This window comes from Pedobacter paludis (assembly GCF_003173575.1).
GTDB lineage: Bacteria > Bacteroidota > Bacteroidia > Sphingobacteriales > Sphingobacteriaceae > Pedobacter > Pedobacter paludis.
Genome location: NZ_QGNY01000004.1, coordinates 281,253 through 296,255 on the forward strand (window position 1 = coordinate 281,253; position 15,003 = coordinate 296,255).

Genomic DNA, 15,003 nt, shown 5'->3' on the forward strand with positions numbered 1-15,003 from the left:
CAAGCGCAAAAGGGTAAAATTACTGTAGTATTAATTAGAGCGAAAAGGGATTTTTGGTTAATGGAAAATTCAAACAAGATTAATAAATTGAGCACTTTTTTACAAAAGGTTAAACAGCTTAGGGGTTTTGGCGATATGGATTCTTACAGCTTAGTTAGAGAGTTTAAAAATTTATGCAACGTACCAGACGATGCAATCGATGGAATTATTGAGGATATGGCATCTCCACAAACCTGGAATTTCGGTAAAATCGCCTTCATTCAAAATGTAGAAAATTTTATTCAGGAAATTTCTGTCAACCAGATAGCAGAGCTTTCCTAACTAAAGATATTTACTCTAACCAAACCATTTGGGTAAATGCGCCGTTTGTTGCAATGTCCCAAGCTTCTACCCTTGCCCATTTTCTGCCTTTTAAATTTACCGACCATTTAAATGTCTGTTTTCCAAAAGCCTGCGTATCCTTTAAATTTATTCGATCTCTGTAAACTTTATGTCCATCTCCGGAGATTATCTCGACAAAGTTTAGCGGAAAAGTCCAGTTCAGTTGCATATTAACAGTTGCTTTGCCCAACTGATCCAATTTTAAAGTTTCTCCGGCTCCTTTGCCATTAATGTTGAAAGTGGGAATTAATACTTCTCCAGTAGAAACGAAAAATTTTCCGTTTTTTATTACATCTAAAATAGGTTGCCAGCCATCTTCATATCTTGGAAGCTTATCCATTTGAAGGTAATTTACGTTTAGGTGTGCGTACATTTCGTTCTGCTCTGTTATGGTAAAAATATCTGCTTCAGAAATTACGTGTTTCTTTAAACCCCAATTGGCCATATCATCCATTAAATCGAGTACACGCTTACTTAAGGTTGGCAAGGATAAATCTGCAGGGATTGCTTTCCATGCGGCGCCCATATAAGTATCCGATTTAAAAAAGGCTTCTTCTTTATATTTATCGGGATAACCTGTTGATGCCTTGGTACGGGCGTGTGCCACCCAGGCCAAACCTTTTTCCTGTTCCAACAACTTTAACATTTCATCCTTATCACCAACATGATAAACTTTTCCATACTTGGCATCAGTGATTTCGAATGGCGTATTTTCTTTTTTAGACATTACCCAGTACACCGGTTTAGGAAAAAAAGCCAGCCAATGCCCACCATAAAAATTATTTGCTTCTTCTCCTGGCAACAAAAGAAAGCTGGCATCAGATAATCGTTTGGTTTGTTCAAATAACGAATTCAATTCTTTTAAACGCGTACTGTCTGGGCCTTTCGGATGTCCTGGCCCATGAAATTCGGCAAGCTTAACAATGTTTAAGCCTGTATTTTTTAAAACTTCTACAAACTCTGGTTTCTCTGGAATTGGTTTTCCACTAAGAGCCACATCGGAAATAAATTCATTGTGAAAATGACTCGCCATTGTTTTATACCCAGCCAAGGAAACATAGGAATCATTATGGGTAAATTTCTTTACTTCGCTTAAAGTGGCTTGTGCCTGATCGGTACTAATCAAACAGAAAAAATTAAGGCGCTGCTTGGTATTTGGCCTTGCATTGAACCACGGCACATAACGCCTATCGCCCAATGGATCTTGGCGAATCCCAATACCAAAACCTGGAATTAAGTTTAGATAATTGCTCCCATACCAAGTAAATTTGAGATTAAAAGCTTCATCTAATGGATAAAAATATTGATGTGGTGCCGGAAAAAGAGCTAAACTTCCACCATTGTTTTCGCCTATTACCGTACGGTACTTAACTTCTAAATTTTTGCTTTGATCGGTTAATGCGGGCTTAACAGACTGCATCTGTTTCTTTACATCAGACCAAGCAATATTTCCCCATACATCGGTTTTACTGGTTAAACCGGCATCGTATAAAATTGCTGTAGAGTCTACTTTGGTTGATACAACTGCAGCCACATTAAACAAAGGACTTCCGTTATAAAGGGTAATTTCTAAATCGCCATTAAAGGTGTTGGATTTTACCTGTGAAATTTTAATAATTGTTTGAGAACCGCTGGTTTGAATACTGGCTTTGCGTTTATCAAACGCCATTAGATTTGTGGTATAAGGTCTGGTAGGCACTTTATCAAAAAATACATCCCAGCCACCACTAGAAGGACTTAGTGTTCTTTTTCCAACTCGAAGAACGAAGGCAGGATCGAGATTTTTTGCAATTTCTTTAAATGTTCCATTTTTGCTCAGTAAAATGCTATTGAAAAGTGGCTTTTTCTGATCCATATCAAGAATGATTTTTCCTGATACAGATTTTCCGGCCGGCCAGCTCAGCGTAATTAATTTTTTATTTATAGATACCGTTGAACCATTTTTCTTAAAACTACTTAGATCTACCGGAGTTTGAGCTTTTAGAAAATTTGCAAACAGAAGCAGGAGCAAAAAAATAAAATTTTTCATTGGGAATGAGATTTGGTTAGATTAAAATTCTACCGCAAGATAACATAGGTTAAACGTTTTACCTAATTTCATTAAAGAAAAAACCAAATCAAAGAATTCGCCCAAACCGATCAAAATAATCGACGTTCATTCAATTTTTTAACTAAAAAAAATCCCCAACTTTATCAAAGTTGAGGATTAAAATAGCCTTAATTAAAGATTAGTCTTCGTTTTTCCACAAATCTGCATACAAATCTGGATGGCGATTAAATTGAGCATGAACATATGGACATAAAGGAATTACTTTAAGCTTTTGCGCTCTTGCATATGCAACCATTTCGGCAAGCAATTGGCCCGCGTAACCATTGCCAGATTGATCTGGGTCTACTTCTGTATGGTATACCGTTAAATTATTGTCTTTAACTTCAACAATCATTTCTCCAATTTTTACCTCTTCGAGATAAAGGTTAAAAGCACTCGGCTCATTCGGGAATGTTTCAAATTTGATTTCTGCCATCTTAAGGTTGGATTTAAAACCTAAATTTAAGATTTAAAAATCAACTTCTGTTAATAACAAACCTCTTTCTCCTGTTGCAGTTTCTATAGTATGTAATCCTTTAGCCGATTTTCGGGATAATTCGATCGCGTTTATAATCAAATGCTTTGCAGAAAACTTCCGATTATTCTGTACACACAAAATATCTTCCTCATTAACTTTCTGGAAGTCGTAATCGTAACCATTCATCTGAAGATTAATGATACAATTGGTTAAAGATGGATTAAAAATTCTTAACCCTTTTTTTTTGTCATTCATAATCCATCTAATTAAATTAAATCATCATAATAAATATACTTATAAGAATACAAACAAGTGAATTTCAATTCATTAAACACCATTTAACCAGCAGTTGCCAAAAATTCCCTTGCTTCGGCTCTTGCCTTTTTACAAACCAGGCTTATAATCCCAATTCGTGCTTTAAGCTGTTCGTAATTTAATGTATTGCGTTCAATTGCATCTAAATGAGATTCTAATTTAGAACGCAACCCCATTATAAAAATAGTTGAGTGCATTTGGTGTGCAACAAATTTGAGTTCTGCCACATCTTCCTTTACCAAACATTCATCCAACATGTTTAAATTTTCCGAAATCTTTTCACAGAATTGCTCGGTTAATTTCTTTTCGAAAATTTTATCGCCCATGCTAATCTGTTTTAAGTAATCAAAATCTATGGTTTGATATTCTTTCTCACCCTTAACCTTTTGCTCATTTTTTATAGATTGACAGAAAATTTCTTGAGGAAGAAATTGACTAAGTACGCCCACTAATTCTGTTTTGCTGATTGGCTTTGCAAAACAGGCGTTCATACCAGTTTCGAAACACTGCTCTTTAACATCATCAATATTATGAGAAGTTATTGCGACAATTGGGGTATCGATATTTAATATTTCTCTGATTTCCTGAGCGGTATTATAACCATCCTTTTTTGGAAGTTCGATGTCTAATAAAATGAGTTTATATTTTTTTTCACGAAGAATTTCTATGGCTTCAAATCCATCGTTTACCACATCGTAGCTAACTTCGTATTCTTTAAAATAATATGAAAATAATTTCTGATTGATGGCATTATCTTCTACTAACAATATATCAATCGAGTTATTTTGAGCGTCATCTTTTAATTTTTCATTTTCACTGATCATAATAACATATTTTAAATAGGTATAATTAAAGTATTTGCATTCTTTTGTTTAGCGTTGAACGGTATGCGTCGGATACCGGAACAAAGTTTTTGTTTATTACCAGTGTGCTTCCCTCAATGGTATCTATTTTACTTAAATTAACAATAAATGATCGGTGCACCCTAGAAAAAGTATCGGCAGGTAGTTTATCCTCTACAGATTTTAACGAAGAATGAATGGAATGAACCTTGTCAATTAGGTAAATTTTAACATAATCGCCTTGAGCTTCTAAGTAACAGATATCATTTAACTTAACACGTCTAATTACACTGGAATCTCTGATGAAGATAAACTCATCTTTTTTCGATCCTAAAAAAAACGAATTATTTTTGTGTTTGTAAATATCCTTTGCCTTTATCACCGATCGTAAAAAACGATCTGGAGCAACGGGTTTTGTAATAAAATCAACCACATTTAAATCAAATGCCTCGGCTGCATAATCTTTTTTCGAGCTAATAAAAATAATTAACGGTTTAGATTGCCCTAAGCCCTTAACCAAATCAATTCCAGAAATTCCCGGCATTTCTACATCCAGAAAAATCAAATCTATTTTATGGCTGCCAAGGCAACGGTAAGCTTCATTTGCATCCTTACATTCGGCTACCAGATTCAACGATTCCTCAAACGTAACTAAATGCTTAATTACGGTTCTACAAATTATATCATCATCAACTATGAGGCAGTTCATTTAGTTTTTCAGTCTTTCAGAATTAAATCTAATACAACCTATCGAAAAACTTTTATATATGGGGCTAATGAACAAAATGAATAATTTTCGATTTAAAAAAAACCGTTAGATATTTCGACACGTATATTACGGCATTCGTCGAGGATTTATGCCTTTTTATCTCGTTATCATAGGCTTAACTCGCTAATCGATATAATTTTGCAGAAAATAAACTAAAAAAAACTTATTTAAAAAACTGATGAACAAGATCAAAACAACATTATTAACTTCCCTAATCCTTCTCTCTTTCCTAAATAGTAATGCACAAAATGGCTTTAAGGAGCCGGTAACCTTTAAGCTTAAAAATGGCATGACGGTTATCGTTTCCGAAAACAATCGTTCTGATAAAGCCTTCTCGAGTTTTACTTTGGATACTAAAGCCTTCCAAAACAAAAAAGATGGCGTTGTAGAATTATTAAATGCGGTTCTTAATGAAGGTGCTCAAAAAAATGATCACATGAGTTTTAAGGATAACAGTGGGAAACTTGCTGTTTCTGCTTTAGATTTTGATGCTGATTTAACTGCCTTTGCATCTAACATAGAACATGCTCAGATTAATCAAAAAACATTTAATGTTGCGAAAGCAAAACTTATTACGAGTTTAAAGCTTCAGGATTATGATTACGACCAAACAGTAACTGAAGAATCTATTAATGCGCTTTCTTTATCTGATGTTCAGGATTTCTATAATGAAATTACTCCAGACAAAACCTACCTAACCATTGCTGGTGATGTAAATGTAAATGATGCTAAAAATTCAGCTAAAAAAGCGTTTGGAAACTGGATCAAAACTGAGAATAATACCATCGCATCCCTTTCAAAATAATTCGTTGTCTTCACTATATATTTCAAGCCTCTCGAATAATTCGAGGGGCTTTTTTATGCTTAAATTGTAACAGGAAAGATAAATTTCTTTGTAATACATTAGCCAATGATTCAATACATTAGCTTTCTTATTTAACAACATGAAAAAAATTTATTCACTTGTACTTTTAATTGCCTTAGGATCATCAATTAAAGCCCAAACATTAATTAATCGGAATACAGATATTGATAGAATGGTAAAGGCTGTTAATCAAGATTCTTTAAAATCGTATATCTCTAAAATGGTAACATTTGGCACAAGAAGCACCATTAGCGATATTAAGAGCAAAACAAAAGGAATTGGCGCAGCCCGAAACTGGGTAGTGGGCAAATTTAATCAGTTCGCTAAACAGGGCGATGGCAGATTGACAGCATTTTTGGATACGGTTACTTTAAAAGCCGATGGAAAAAGAGTAGACAAGCCAATTCTTTTAGGCAATGCAGTTGCCATTTTAAAAGGTACAGATGCAAACGATAAAAGGGTTTATGTGGTTAGTGGCCATTTGGACAGTAGGGTTACGGATGTGATGAACCGAACCAGCGATGCCCCAGGCGCAAATGATGACGGTAGCGGAGTTGCCGGTGTTATCGAAGCCGCCAGAATAATGAGCCAGTACAAATTTCCTTCTACAATTATTTTTGTTGCCGTGAGTGGCGAAGAACAATCTTTGTTGGGATCGGGATTTATGGCTATTAAAGCAAAAAAAGAAGGTTGGAATATTGATGCTATGCTTAACAACGATATGATTGGAAGCAATAACAGCAGCGAAACCCAGATAATTGATAATACCAAACTTAGGGTTTTTAGTGAAGGCTTACCCAGCTTTGAGCTGGAAAAAAATGCAAAGAGCATCCGTCAGTTTGGGTTAGAAAACGACGGAAAAAGCAGGCAGCTAGCCCGGTATGTTAAAGAAATAGGCGAACGTTACGTAGATCAGCTTGAAGTAAAGTTGATTTATCGGAACGACCGTTTTTTACGTGGCGGAGATCATACCCCATTTGTTGATAATGGATTTACAGCAGTTCGCATTACCGAAATGAATGAAAACTTCGATCATCAGCACCAGGATTTAAGAACTGAGAATGGAATTAAATATGGCGATTTGCAAGAATTCATGGATTTTGAATACTTGAGAAAAAATACTGCTGTAAATATTTCTGTGCTTGCAAATTTAGCAAAAGCCGCATCAGAGCCAACTGAGGTTAAAGTTGATGTTAAAAATTTAAGCAATTCTACATTTTTATCATGGAAAGCCCCTGTAAATGGAACTGCAAAAGGTTATTATGTTTTAATGCGAGAAACCAGCAGCTCTGTTTGGCAAAAGAAGTTTTTTACAAACGCAACAGAACTTAGGCTGCCATACAGCAAAGACAATTATCTTTTTGCTGTTCAAAGTGTTGGAAAGGAAGATAACGAAAGTTTACCTGTTGTGCCTGGTATTGGTCGCTAGCCAAACATTTATCTTATAAAGGTGTTTAACCTCAAATTGGCAACATGAAATTTCTAGCATTTATTCTAAATATAGCTTTAACCTTATGCGTTGGGGCATTGGGTGGTTATGCAACAGCTCAATCTGTAAAAATTTGGTATCCAACATTAAATAAACCGTCATTCAATCCACCAAACTGGTTATTTGCTCCTGTTTGGACCATTTTATACATTTTAATAGGAATTTCAGCTTATCTAATCTGGCTAAAGAGAGATCAAATTATCCACTTTCCCAGAACAGTTGCCATCTATCTCATTCAGCTGATTTTAAATCTAGCCTGGTCATTTATCTTTTTTTATTTACATGAAGTCGGCTTTGCTTTGGCAGAAATTATTCTCCTACTCATTGTAATTGTTATTAACGCAATAGTATTTTACAAAATAGATAAACGAGCAGGTTATTTATTTATCCCCTATATACTTTGGGTAAGTTTTGCATCATTTTTAACTTACAACATCCTCATATTAAATTAATTTTAAAAGAAAACCCTATTTTTAGGGGTGTTTACTTTTAAAAGATATTTGCTGATCCTTTTCGTTTTGTGCTGTAACCAACTGCAGGCGCAAAAGGTAGGCCTTGTTTTTAGTGGTGGCGGCGCTAAGGGTTTGGCTCATATTGGTACATTAAAGGCATTAGAAGAAAACCACATACCGATAGATTACATTACAGGTACATCAATGGGTGGGATTGTTGGTGCTATGTATGCGGCGGGATATTCTCCGGCACAAATAGAAAAAATTGCCTTAAGTAACGATTTTCAAAATTGGGTTAACGGAAGATATACCAGTGATTATACGTATTACTTTCAAAAAAATGAACCCAACGCATCTATGCTTACAGCAAAGGTGGCCATTGATACGGGCTTCCATTTCAGTTTCCGTTCTAATTTAATTAACGATATTCCGTTAAATTTTGCCTTTTTAGAACTTTTTTCTCAGGCATCTGCCGCCTCGAAAGATAATTTTGACAATCTTTTTGTTCCTTATAGATGTATGGTTGCCGATGTACTATCGCAGAAAAGTATCACGGTAAGTAAAGGGAGTCTGGCTGAGGCCGTTCGTGCAACGATGACCGTGCCCATTATTTACCGACCAATAAAATTGGATGGAAAATATGTTTTTGACGGTGGCCTTTACAACAACTTCCCAGCCGATGTAATGGAGAGAGAATTTAAGCCCGATTACGTTATCGGAGCCAATGTTTCATCAAAAACCTATAATGAGTATCCTAAAAATAACGATGACCGTTTGATGAATCGTTTTTTGGTTTTCATGTTCCTTTCCAAATCAGACTCGACCATGATTGGCAAAAACGGAGTTTATATCCAACCAGATTTAGCCGATTACAGCGTTACAAATTTTACTCCGGTAGCAGAGCTGATTAAAAAAGGTTACGATGCCACGATGGCAGATATGCCTCGAATTAAAGCCTTAATTAGCAAAAGAACAAGTGATGAAGAATTAGCCAAACGCAGAGAAAAGTTCAACAGCCAAAAACCCGATCTGGTTTTTAGCAACATTACCGTTAGTGGCGTTAACAATCAACAGAAAAAATATATAGAAAGACTTTTTAAAAGTGATAAGGAAACTTTTAATTTACAGGACATAAAGCGGGGGTATTACAAACTCGTTGCCGATCAAACTTTCGAAACCGTTTATCCCAAAATATCTTATCAGCCAGCAACAGACAGTTATACTTTCGAGGTGGTGGCACAGCCGAAAAAAAGCTTCAAACTAGAATTGGGTGGTAATATTTCGACCAGACCAATAAGCAATGTATTTCTTGGTGCAGAATATAATTACTTAAATAGAAAGGCCTATACTTTTGGAACCAGCTTTTATTCTGGTCGTTTTTACGAATCTGTACAACTTAATGGCCGGGTAGATTACCCAACAAAACTCCCACTTTTTTTAGCTGCAGAACTTACTTACAATCACTGGAATTATTATAATACCAGTCAGATTTTTATTGAAAACCCGCATCCAATTTATATAGAGCAATCAGATCGGAAAATAGATTTAATAATCGGGATGCCTTTAAATTATAATACCAAGATTGTACTTCACTCTACTTTTATAAACAATAGCGATCGCTACAGCCCAAACAATACTTTCGCCGTTGGCGATTTATTGGATGAAACAAATTTTAACGGGTTTAGAGGATCAATAAAACTGGAAAAAAACTCGCTCAATAGAAAACAATACGCCACAAACGGACAAAGTTTTTCTTTAAGTTTTAACTATACAACCGGCCGGGAGAATTACGATCCAGGAAATATTTTCCGCAACACACCGGGCTTTGTCAAACTTCCCGAATCTAGTCATTTACACCATTGGGGCAGTATAAAACTCTCACAGGAAAACTACTTTTTTCATCTTAAAAAATACACTTTAGGGTATTTAATTGAAGGTGTAATTTCAAACCAACCCTTATTTAGCAACTATTATTCTACACTTTTAGTTGCACCTGCATTTTATCCCCTGCAAGATAGCCGTTCGTTATTTCTTGACCGATTTAGGGCAACAACCTACGTAGCTGGTGGGATAAAAAATATTTATAATTTTAGAAAAAATTTCGATTTTAGATTGGAAGGCTATTTATTTTTACCTCACAAAGAGTTCGAATTAAATAATTTTCAGGATGTAGATTATGCAAAGGCGATAACAAAATTGAGATATGCGGCCACCGCCGGACTTGTTTACCATACACCACTTGGCCCTGTAAGCCTAAGTTATAATTTATATAATGATGCAGTTAAAAGAAATGGTGTATTATTGCATATTGGCTATTTAATTTATAACAAACGTTCTATCGAATGAAACGAGTATTTATATTATCCATCTTATGTTTAATTGGCCTTTATTGTTCGGCACAAACCGCAGCCATTAACAACTTTCTGGTAAAAGAAAATTTGCTTAAAAACAGCAAACTGGCTATAATCGCAGCAGATTCTTTAAACAACCCCAACGAAAAAATTAATGGCGTTTATACTTTTAGTGTAAGTGGGTTTACTCAAAGTCTTAAATTTAATGATGGCGTTGCTGTTTTACAATTGCCTATTGATAAATCGACATTTGTGTATATTAAACATCAAAACGATGCAGGCACACATAGCAAGCTGGTTTATGTTTACAAAAAAGATACAGATTTAACTCCGTATGCCATTAATAGTCTTTGGCTTTTCATCATCCCTATAATTTTGGTCATTATTGCCTTTGCATTCAGAAAACTGATCATCTTCGTTGTAATCGCATTTTTGATTTTCGTTTACTTTAACCACAGTAGCGGATTAAATTTATCTACCTTTTTTGAAAGTATTTTTGACGGATTAAAAAATCTATTCTGATAAAAAAATTACATTTTCACTTCAATTTTGCTAAAATTTTTAGTAAATTTGGATCATGGAAAATCTATTTTTAGTCTGTTTAATTCCGCCTGCATCAATTGTGGAAGACGTTGATGTAATTAGGAATGAAATTGCAGATCAATTTAATGTTCGTGAATCTTTAAAAAGACCAGCACATATTACATTGTATAATCCTGTTAAATTATCATCACAAGAACAGGAAGAAATTTTTTTCAATAAACTTGATGAGGTTGTGTTTGCAAGCCCCTTTACGCAGGTATTAAAAAACTTTAGCTCTTTTCCGCCACATACTGTTTTTATCGATGTTGAGCATAGCGATGGAATTATGAATATTCAAGCCGAAATTAATAAGGCCTTGAAATCATTACTCTTTTTAGAGAAGACAAATCAACCTAAATTTAATCCTCATCTTACAGTAGCCTTTAAAGATGTAAAGCCAGCTGTTTTTCCGCTAATAATGGATGAATACAAAGAAAGGAAATTTAAACGCAGTTTTGAGGTTAGTGGTTTTTCGGTATACAAGCACATTGATAAAAGATGGCAACCTTTTAAAGAATATGCATTTAAAAATCCACATGAAAAGCCAAGGCCGTTAAGCCTTTTCGACTAATTAAAATTAGAATGGCATTCCGATACCGAAATTATACTGAACAAAACGATAGGTATCTGGTGCATGCGTGGCGTTGTAATTGTTTTTAAAATCGCGAGCTCCAGAAAAATACTTTCCAATAACCCATTGATCAGAACCTGTAAACTGGGGATCCTTAAGTTTTAAACCAATATCAAACCTGAATACGAAATACTGTACATCATATCTGAGCCCAAATCCTGTTCCTATAGCGACTTGTTGAGCCAGTTTGCCCAGTTTAAAAACTGTTAACTCATCAAGTTCTGGTCGTTCAAGCGTAATAGATTCACCTTTACGTAAATTCCAAATATTTCCAGCATCAATAAATGTCGCTCCCTTTAAAGTTGCACCAAAAAATTTCTTGGCAATCGTAAAACGATATTCAAGATTTGTCTCGATTCTTAAGGTACCTAATTGATCTAGGCCAAAAACTGCTTTTCGCACTGCATCACTTGCAAGAACTTGCCTATTGTAATTACCTGGGCCAATAGTTCTAGCTTGCCATGCCCGAAGCCCATTAGATCCACCTGCAAAAAACTGCTTCTCAAATGGAATACCTGTTAATATGGAATTACCATATGCATAAGCTACCCCTGTATTTAACCTTGCTACAAATTGTTTCTCGCCACCCAAATGTTTATACCATCGAAGATCGACTTCTGGTCGGAAATATTGATTAAATGGAAGTCCAAAAATTTTTGCGGGATCATTATTTGCTGGATCATTTTTAGAGCCAGTTAATTTAGATATACCCTGAAGTAAGTTTCCTGCAATATCCACTCCAGCCCTTAAATAAACGAAAGTTCTCAGTTGACTTAACTTATCAGCGTTTAAGGTATAATTATATTTCATGCCAAGGGTTAGATCTTTTCTTGCCAACAACGTTGCATAATATAAGTTATTAAGTATTATCGTAGTATCTACACCATCGTCTAAATTCCCAAATCTGTATTCGAAATTTAATGGAGTAAAAGAGTGAAGTTTAGATTTTGTTTCGTACCAATCATAGGTTATTGAATTTATGAATACGCGTCTTACTGAAACGTCCTTTTGTAAGGCATAAATATAACTTGATGAAAACGTTGTATGTGGCATTCCATTCCCACCTAAAGTAGGGTTGTAAAAAGGAATTAATAATCTTGGTACGGTTATGCTTGCACTTATAGAAAAATCTCTCTGATATATGTCTTTAAATGGAGATGTGCCATTTCCTATTCTAGATTGAAGGCCTCCCTTTACCTGAAGCTCAAATCGCTCTGCACCTCTAAATAAATTATTATTAGTGTAGGTATTACTTAAATTGAAACCAACCGTACCACCATTAAACGGAACTTCCCCTTCTATTCTGTTGCTCATTACCTTTTGAGGAATGAGCTGAATTACAGGATTTATTTTATTGGAAGTACTGTCTCTATTAAAGTAATCGATCTTTACATTTTTAAAAATATTTAATTCATATAAACGATCATAAGTTAAATTTTCGTTCCGTATATCGAAAAGATCGCCTTGCTTCAAAAAATCGTAGCGGGTTATGGGATTACGTCGATATCGCTTTGATAAATCTGTGAAGGATAAGCCATGGGTAGTATCTCTACTTACATAATTTCTCAGCGAATCTGGGAAACCATCCGGACTTGGTGCGATAATAAGGTAGGTTGTACCAATATTATATTGCCTGTGCGGTCCTTTTTCTGGATCGGTAACATTTAATCTTAAATCAATTTTGTTCGTTTTTGAAGTTGCCTCTGCACCTACAACATCGAAATTAACATAAGGCCGCAGGAAATAAAAATAACCGTTTTCCTTCATTACACGATAAATCTGTTCGCGTTCGTAGCTCAAAGAATCTTCATCGTACTGCATTCTGGTATGTAAATGCGTCATACCCGGTTTGTTAGATTCGTAAAGCTGTTTGATTTTTGTATTAGCAATAGAATTTGATAATTTATCTACAAAATATGCTGGCCCTGGTTTAGCACTAAATTTCACCTCAGCTTTTTTGTCTTTAACCTTAATATCAGAAGTTACCTGAGCCTGAAAATAGCCTTTGCTTTTTAAAAATTTTTGAATCTGCGTACGGGATATTTCAACCAATGTGCTATCTAAAATTGCAGGTGGTGTACCAAATGGTTTAATGTTATTTGTTTTATAACGACCATCTTTTGTGTTAAATAAATTATAAAGCGGAACGTTAATGCTAAATGCAGATGCCGGGCGGATATCTTTTTGAACGTAATTATAAGCTTGCTCTTCAAATTTTTTATCAACGCTATCAATGGTAACTTTTTTAACGATAGATTGGTAATCGGCGATATATTTTGTTGATGAACAGGCCTGTATTAACACAATAATAAATAGTAATATTGCAGGGCTTTTCAGTTTATTATTTATTAAGTATTTGTATGCTTTCAAAATCTCAGATTAGTTTTGTAAAATCGTTACATCAAAAAAAGTACCGTAAAGAGCATGGTTTATTTCTAGTCGAAGGTATCAAATCCTTTAAGGAATTTATAAAATCGAACTTTAAAATTCATAGCCTATTCTATACAAGCGAACAATACAATTTGTTACCCAAACTGCCCGCAAATATAAACTTATTTGAAGTAAACAACGCTGAATTAAGCAAGATTAGTACTTTGCAAACTCCACAAGGCCTAATTGCTTTAATTCGGATTCCTGAAAACGAAAAAATAAATCAACAAGAATTAAAAAATCAGTTTACTTTAGTCCTTGATGGCATACAAGATCCCGGAAATATGGGCACAATTATTAGAACAGCTGATTGGTTCGGGTTTAAAAATATAATTTGCTCTGAAGATTGCGTAGAAGCATATAATCCAAAAACCGTGCAGGCCACAATGGGTTCGCTGGCACGAGTAAATGTGTATTACGAAGATTTAAACTTGTTACTTGAGCACAATAAAATCCCGGTTTTTGGAGCGCTATTAAATGGTCAATCTATTTACGAAACGAACTGGGGCAAAGCAGGTTTAATTATTTTAGGAAACGAAGGAAAAGGAATTTCGGATGGCGTGATTGAGAAGATAAATCAACCGGTAACCATTCCAAGAATTGGAGGAGCAGAATCTCTAAACGTAGCGGTAAGTGCATCTATATTCTGTTCTGAAATTGTGAGAGTTAAAAATTAAAAGGGATATTTATTCATTTATATTTGCTAGGTAAGTATTAATTGCTATTTTTGCACCCTTGAATTCAAGGTCGAGTGGCCGAGTGGCTAGGCAGAGGTCTGCAAAACCTTCTACAGCGGTTCGAATCCGCTCTCGACCTCCATTTGTACAAATAAAATTATAAAAGGTTATTACCATGGCAGTTACCAGATTAAAAAGAAAAGACAGAAGAAATAAAAACTTTGCTCAACAAGATGTAGATTTTTTAAAAAGAGCAACTAACATCGAGTTAGGAAGTCGCTCTGCACAACCTAAAAACGACCAATTGGCTAAAAACAATGCTGTTTTAGCTGCTTTGGCAAAATAGTTTTTAGATAATTTCTTAAAAATTTAAAGCATCCTATTGATCACAGGATGCTTTTTTTATGCTTTATGTTTTTTCTAAAAATCCAGAAGACTTCTCACCTTCTGCCTGGCAACATCAGTAATGTGCAAATAAATTTGCGTGGTGTTTAAATTGTTTATGTTCTAATAGTTGTTGGATATATCAAATAGCCCATTTCGATGGTGTTTTCATTAACATCTTCCACTCCGCTTTCTTTGTTTCTTTAAAAAAGATAGACAGCACTGCTGTTTAAGATTTTATTGTAGATGCACCATACCCTGGCGAATT

The 15,003-nt window shown here is 34.9% G+C and carries 15 protein-coding genes and 1 tRNA gene; 10 read left to right on the forward strand and 6 right to left on the reverse strand.

The genetic code is table 11. From position 1 onward, the window contains the following. Positions 1-60 precede the first annotated feature (60 nt). Positions 61-321, forward strand: coding sequence for a hypothetical protein (locus DF947_RS22125; protein WP_146202911.1), 261 nt, complete (start codon positions 61-63; stop codon positions 319-321). Positions 322-331: 10 nt separating this feature from the next. On the opposite strand, the gene DF947_RS12550 is transcribed toward DF947_RS22125, so the two are convergent. The 5 genes from DF947_RS12550 to DF947_RS12570 form a co-directional block, all read right to left on the reverse strand. Then, positions 332-2,410 (reverse strand): CehA/McbA family metallohydrolase domain-containing protein, encoded by a 2,079-nt coding sequence (locus DF947_RS12550; protein WP_109930285.1) that lies wholly within the window; start codon positions 2,408-2,410, stop codon positions 332-334. 199 nt (positions 2,411-2,609) lie between these two features. Further along, positions 2,610-2,906, reverse strand: a complete 297-nt coding sequence (locus tag DF947_RS12555) for a GNAT family N-acetyltransferase (protein ID WP_109930287.1) — start codon at positions 2,904-2,906, stop codon at positions 2,610-2,612. A 33-nt stretch (positions 2,907-2,939) separates the two neighbouring features. Next, positions 2,940-3,203 carry a hypothetical protein gene (locus DF947_RS12560; RefSeq protein ID WP_109930289.1) on the reverse strand — a complete coding sequence of 88 codons (264 nt, stop codon included), beginning with the start codon at positions 3,201-3,203 and terminating at the stop codon, positions 2,940-2,942. Between the two features lie 83 nt (positions 3,204-3,286). Next, positions 3,287-4,087 (reverse strand): response regulator, encoded by an 801-nt coding sequence (locus DF947_RS12565; protein ID WP_109930291.1) that lies wholly within the window; start codon positions 4,085-4,087, stop codon positions 3,287-3,289. Positions 4,088-4,112: 25 nt separating this feature from the next. Beyond that, positions 4,113-4,814 (reverse strand): LytR/AlgR family response regulator transcription factor, encoded by a 702-nt coding sequence (locus tag DF947_RS12570; protein WP_109930293.1) that lies wholly within the window; start codon positions 4,812-4,814, stop codon positions 4,113-4,115. Positions 4,815-5,052: 238 nt separating this feature from the next. On the opposite strand from DF947_RS12570, the gene DF947_RS12575 reads away from it, so the two are divergent. The 6 genes from DF947_RS12575 to DF947_RS12600 all read left to right on the forward strand — a co-directional run bounded on the left by DF947_RS12575 (position 5,053) and on the right by DF947_RS12600 (position 11,184). Further along, positions 5,053-5,679 (forward strand): peptidase M16 family protein, encoded by a 627-nt coding sequence (locus tag DF947_RS12575; RefSeq protein WP_109930294.1) that lies wholly within the window; start codon positions 5,053-5,055, stop codon positions 5,677-5,679. Between the two features lie 139 nt (positions 5,680-5,818). Continuing rightward, entirely contained in the window at positions 5,819-7,168 is a 1,350-nt protein-coding gene (locus DF947_RS12580; RefSeq protein ID WP_109930296.1) for a M28 family metallopeptidase, read from the forward strand. Positions 7,169-7,212: 44 nt separating this feature from the next. Then, complete coding sequence (locus DF947_RS12585) at positions 7,213-7,680, forward strand: TspO/MBR family protein (RefSeq protein WP_109930298.1); 468 nt, start codon at positions 7,213-7,215, stop codon at positions 7,678-7,680. Positions 7,681-7,707: 27 nt separating this feature from the next. Then, complete coding sequence (locus DF947_RS12590) at positions 7,708-10,026, forward strand: patatin-like phospholipase family protein (protein WP_240615372.1); 2,319 nt, start codon at positions 7,708-7,710, stop codon at positions 10,024-10,026. Next, a complete protein-coding gene (locus tag DF947_RS12595) occupies positions 10,023-10,553 on the forward strand; it encodes a hypothetical protein (protein WP_109930300.1) in 531 nt (176 codons plus the stop codon). Before DF947_RS12590 ends, DF947_RS12595 begins: the two co-directional genes overlap by 4 nt. A gap of 55 nt (positions 10,554-10,608) precedes the next feature. Then, the gene (locus DF947_RS12600) at positions 10,609-11,184 is read left to right on the forward strand and encodes a 2'-5' RNA ligase family protein (protein ID WP_109930302.1); all 576 of its coding nucleotides are present in this window, start codon (positions 10,609-10,611) and stop codon (positions 11,182-11,184) included. Between the two features lie 6 nt (positions 11,185-11,190). Here DF947_RS12600 and tamL read toward each other — a convergent pair whose 3' ends face one another. Next, complete coding sequence (gene tamL, locus DF947_RS12605) at positions 11,191-13,614, reverse strand: translocation and assembly module lipoprotein TamL (protein WP_109930304.1); 2,424 nt, start codon at positions 13,612-13,614, stop codon at positions 11,191-11,193. Here tamL and DF947_RS12610 point away from each other — a divergent pair. The 3 genes from DF947_RS12610 (at position 13,605) to DF947_RS12620 (ending at position 14,697) form a co-directional block, all read left to right on the forward strand. Beyond that, positions 13,605-14,351: a TrmH family RNA methyltransferase gene (locus tag DF947_RS12610; protein WP_109930306.1), complete on the forward strand. Its 747-nt coding sequence runs from the start codon at positions 13,605-13,607 to the stop codon at positions 14,349-14,351. The two genes, tamL and DF947_RS12610, sit on opposite strands and share 10 nt — an antisense overlap. A 68-nt stretch (positions 14,352-14,419) precedes the next feature. After that, positions 14,420-14,493: transfer RNA gene (locus DF947_RS12615), tRNA-Cys, on the forward strand. 33 nt (positions 14,494-14,526) lie between these two features. After that, positions 14,527-14,697, forward strand: coding sequence for a spore protein (locus DF947_RS12620; RefSeq protein ID WP_109927167.1), 171 nt, complete (start codon positions 14,527-14,529; stop codon positions 14,695-14,697). Positions 14,698-15,003 lie beyond the last annotated feature (306 nt).

Bases quoted from the DNA above. Each gene is read 5' to 3' on its own strand.
- DF947_RS22125 (WP_146202911.1), top strand. From the start codon at position 61: ATGGAAAATTCAAACAAGATTAATAAATTGAGCACTTTTTTACAAAAG.
- DF947_RS12550 (WP_109930285.1), bottom strand. From the start codon at position 2,410: ATGAAAAATTTTATTTTTTTGCTCCTGCTTCTGTTTGCAAATTTTCTA.
- DF947_RS12555 (WP_109930287.1), bottom strand. From the start codon at position 2,906: ATGGCAGAAATCAAATTTGAAACATTCCCGAATGAGCCGAGTGCTTTT.
- DF947_RS12560 (WP_109930289.1), bottom strand. From the start codon at position 3,203: ATGAATGACAAAAAAAAAGGGTTAAGAATTTTTAATCCATCTTTAACC.
- DF947_RS12565 (WP_109930291.1), bottom strand. From the start codon at position 4,087: ATGATCAGTGAAAATGAAAAATTAAAAGATGACGCTCAAAATAACTCG.
- DF947_RS12570 (WP_109930293.1), bottom strand. From the start codon at position 4,814: ATGAACTGCCTCATAGTTGATGATGATATAATTTGTAGAACCGTAATT.
- DF947_RS12575 (WP_109930294.1), top strand. From the start codon at position 5,053: ATGAACAAGATCAAAACAACATTATTAACTTCCCTAATCCTTCTCTCT.
- DF947_RS12580 (WP_109930296.1), top strand. From the start codon at position 5,819: ATGAAAAAAATTTATTCACTTGTACTTTTAATTGCCTTAGGATCATCA.
- DF947_RS12585 (WP_109930298.1), top strand. From the start codon at position 7,213: ATGAAATTTCTAGCATTTATTCTAAATATAGCTTTAACCTTATGCGTT.
- DF947_RS12595 (WP_109930300.1), top strand. From the start codon at position 10,023: ATGAAACGAGTATTTATATTATCCATCTTATGTTTAATTGGCCTTTAT.
- DF947_RS12600 (WP_109930302.1), top strand. From the start codon at position 10,609: ATGGAAAATCTATTTTTAGTCTGTTTAATTCCGCCTGCATCAATTGTG.
- DF947_RS12610 (WP_109930306.1), top strand. From the start codon at position 13,605: ATGCTTTCAAAATCTCAGATTAGTTTTGTAAAATCGTTACATCAAAAA.
- DF947_RS12620 (WP_109927167.1), top strand. From the start codon at position 14,527: ATGGCAGTTACCAGATTAAAAAGAAAAGACAGAAGAAATAAAAACTTT.